The 3,293-nt window shown below is 71.5% G+C and carries 4 protein-coding genes; 3 read left to right on the top strand and 1 reads right to left on the bottom strand.

From position 1 onward, the window contains the following. Together AB0M20_RS34030 and AB0M20_RS34025 are read left to right on the top strand one after the other, a co-directional pair. Positions 1-527 (top strand): LLM class flavin-dependent oxidoreductase (locus AB0M20_RS34030; protein WP_364304449.1); only part of this gene is annotated, 527 nt, incomplete at its 5' end. 3 nt (positions 528-530) lie between these two features. Next, a complete protein-coding gene (locus AB0M20_RS34025; protein WP_364304448.1) occupies positions 531-1,187 on the top strand; it encodes an NAD(P)-binding domain-containing protein in 657 nt (218 codons plus the stop codon). A gap of 30 nt (positions 1,188-1,217) precedes the next feature. Here AB0M20_RS34025 and AB0M20_RS34020 read toward each other — a convergent pair whose 3' ends face one another. Then, complete coding sequence (locus AB0M20_RS34020) at positions 1,218-2,591, bottom strand: L-serine ammonia-lyase (protein WP_364304447.1); 1,374 nt, start codon at positions 2,589-2,591, stop codon at positions 1,218-1,220. A 48-nt stretch (positions 2,592-2,639) separates the two neighbouring features. Here AB0M20_RS34020 and AB0M20_RS34015 point away from each other — a divergent pair. Beyond that, on the top strand, positions 2,640-3,293 hold a 654-nt coding region (locus tag AB0M20_RS34015; RefSeq protein ID WP_364304446.1), incomplete at its 3' end, for a GntR family transcriptional regulator.

Raw genomic sequence — 3,293 nt, 5'->3', positions numbered from 1 at the left:
AGACGGAGTCCGGGCGGCTGCCCACCTGGGTCGGCGTCGGCGGCTCCCCGCAGTCGGTCGTGCGCACCGCCCGGCACGGGCTGCGGCTCATGCTGGCCATCATCGGCGGGCAGGCGGAGCGGTTCGCGCCGTACGTCGACCTCTACCGCCGGGCCACCGAGCAGCTCGGCACCGAGGCCTTCCCGGTCGGCATGCACTCCCCCGGGTTCGTCGCGGACACCGACGAGCAGGCCAAGGAACTCTTCTTCCCGGCGTACAAGGTGCAGATGGACCGCATCGGCAAGCTGCGCGGCTGGCCGCCGATGAGCCGCATCCAGTTCGAGTCCGAGGTGAAGCACGGCTCGCTCTACGTCGGCTCGCCGGAGACCGTCGCCCGCAAGATCGCCGCGTCGGTCCAGGCGCTGGGCGTGGGCCGCTTCGACCTGATCTACACCGTCGGCCCGCAGGAGGTCGGCGCCCGGACCCGAGCCGTCGAGCTGTTCGGTTCGAAGGTGGCGCCGATGGTCCGCGAGATCGTGGCGGGCTGACCGATGACCTCGGTCGGCATTCTCGGCGCCGGCAAGGTCGGCACCGTGCTGGCCCGGCTCGCCGTCGCGGCCGGCTACCGGGTGCTGATCGCCGGCTCCGGCGACCCGGCGAAGATCGCCCTCATCGTCGACGTCCTGACCCCCGGCGCCACGGCCGTCACCGCGGCCGAGGCCGCCGGGCAGGCCGACATCGTGGTGCTGGCGCTGCCCCTCGGCCGGTACCGGGAGATCCCGGCCGACCGGCTGCGCGGCAAGCTGGTGGTGGACGCGATGAACTACTGGTGGGAGGTCGACGGCATCCGCGACGACCTCACCGACCCACGCACGACCTCCAGCGAGATCGTGCGGGCGTTCCTGCCGGGGTCGCGGGTGGTGAAGGCCTTCAACCACATGGGCTACCACGATCTCGAGAGCGGGGCCCGGCCGCCGGGCGCCCCCGATCGCAAGGCGATCGCGCTGGCCGGCGACGATCCCGCCGACGTCGAAACGGTCTCGGCGTTCGTCGACGCGCTGGGTTTCGACCCGGTCGTCGCGGGCCCGCTCGCCGAGGGCTTACGCATGCAGCCGGGCACCGAGCTCTTCGGCGCGAACACCGACGCCACCGAGATCCGCGAGATGCTCGCCCGCTACCCCGGCCCGAGGGTGGAGGAAGGCGGCTGACGATGCGGGCGAGCCGGGTGCCGTCGGCGGTCAGCACTCCACGACGTTGAGAGCGAGGCCGCCGCGGGCCGTCTCCTTGTACTTGTCCTTCATGTCCGCGCCCGTCTCCCGCATCGTCTTGATGGCCTTGTCGAGCGTCACGTGGTGGCGGCCGTCGCCGCGCACGGCCATGCGGGCGGCGGTGATGGCCTTGATCGACCCGACGGCGTTGCGCTCGATGCACGGGATCTGCACCAGGCCGCCCACCGGGTCGCAGGTCAGCCCGAGGTTGTGCTCGATCCCGATCTCGGCGGCGTTCTCCACCTGCTCCGGCGTGCCGCCGAGCACCTCGGCGAGGCCCGCGGCGGCCATCGAGCACGCCGAGCCCACCTCGCCCTGACAGCCGACCTCGGCGCCGGAGATCGACGCGTTCTCCTTGAACAGCCACCCGATCGCCGCCGCGGTCAGCAGGAACCGCACCACGCCGTCCTCGCCGTAGGAGTCGACGAAGTCGCGGTAGTAGTGCAGGACGGCCGGAACGATCCCGGCCGCGCCGTTGGTCGGGGCGGTGACCACCCGGCCCCCGGCGGCGTTCTCCTCGTTGACCGCCAGCGCGTACATGGTGACCCACTCCATCGCCCGCAGCGGATCGGTATCGTCCGGCCGGCTCTCCAGCTGCGACCGGAGCGCTGCCGCCCGGCGCCGCACCTTCAACCCGCCGGGCAGCACACCGGGCGTCCTTGTGCCGCGCTCGACGCACTCCTGCATCACCTGCCAGAGGTGCAGCAGGCCGCTGCGGACTTCCGCCTCGGTGCGCCAGGAGAGCTCGTTCGCGAGCATGATGTCGCTGATCCGCAGCCCGGACTCCCGCGTGTGCGCCAGCAGCTCCTGCCCGGTGCGGAACGGGTAGCGGACCGGCGTGCTCTCCTCCACCAGCACCGGCCGGCCGGACTCGTCCTGGTCGAGGACGAAGCCACCACCCACCGAGTAGTACTCACGCCGATCGAGCTCCCGCCCGTCGGCGTCGAGGGCGACGAACAGCATGCCGTTGGTGTGGAAGTCGAGTCGCTTGCGGCGATGCAGCACCACGTCGTCGTCCACCGAGAACTCGATCACGTGTTCCCCCGCCAGCGTGAGCTTGCCGGCCACCCGGACCGCCTCGACGCGCGGCTCGGCCTCCGCCGGGTCGACGAGCTCGGGTCGTTCACCCTCCAGCCCCAGGACGACGGCCTTGACGCTGCCGTGCCCGTGCCCGGTCAGGCCGAGGGATCCGAACAACTCGCAGCGGACCCGGGCGACGCGTGTGAGCAAGCTCTCGTCGGCCAGCCGGGCGGCGAATGTGCAGGCCGCCCGCATCGGGCCGACCGTATGCGAGCTGGACGGACCGATCCCCACCTTGAACAGGTCGAAGGCGCTGATGGTCATGAACTCCCTTTCGTGACGCTCGTGTTCTGACATTGATATATTACTGCGGTGACTGTTGCACCGCTGGAGCTCGATCCGGCGCCGACCTCGATGGCCGACCGGGCCTACCTGGCCGTCCGCGACCAGCTGATCATGTTGCGGATCCAGCCCGGCGAGCCGATCGACGACGATCGCCTGGCGGAGTCGCTGGGCATCGGCCGCACCCCCGTGCGCGAGGCGCTGAAGCGGCTCGAGGGTGACCGCCTGGTGGTGTCCTTCCCCCGGCGCGGCACCTTCGCCACGGGCTTGGACATCGCCGATCTGGCCCACATCTCGGAGATCCGGGTGCAGCTCGAGCCCTTGGCGGCGCGGCGGGCCGCCGAGCGGGCCCCGCGGGCGACGCGTACGGATCTCGACGACCTGGCGTCCCGGATCGACCGCCTGGACGTCGCCCGGGCCGACCGCAGCGACGTGATGCGCTGGGATCTCACCGTGCACCGGGCGATCTACCGGGCCGCCGGCAATCCGCACCTAGAGGACGTCCTGATCCGGTACGACAACCTGGCGACCCGCATCCACTGCATGTTCCTCGACCGGCTGTCCACACCGGACATGCACATCGTCACCGAGCACGTGGCCCTGCTGAACGCGATCGCCGCGGGCGACGCCGACCGGGCCGACGACCTGGCACGCGAGCATGTCCTCGGCTTCGAGCGGGCGATC

Source organism: Actinoplanes sp. NPDC051633 (genome assembly GCF_040681735.1).
Taxonomy (GTDB): domain Bacteria; phylum Actinomycetota; class Actinomycetes; order Mycobacteriales; family Micromonosporaceae; genus Actinoplanes.
Note: the sequence above shows the minus strand (reverse complement) of the source record. Positions and strands in the feature narration are given on the sequence as shown.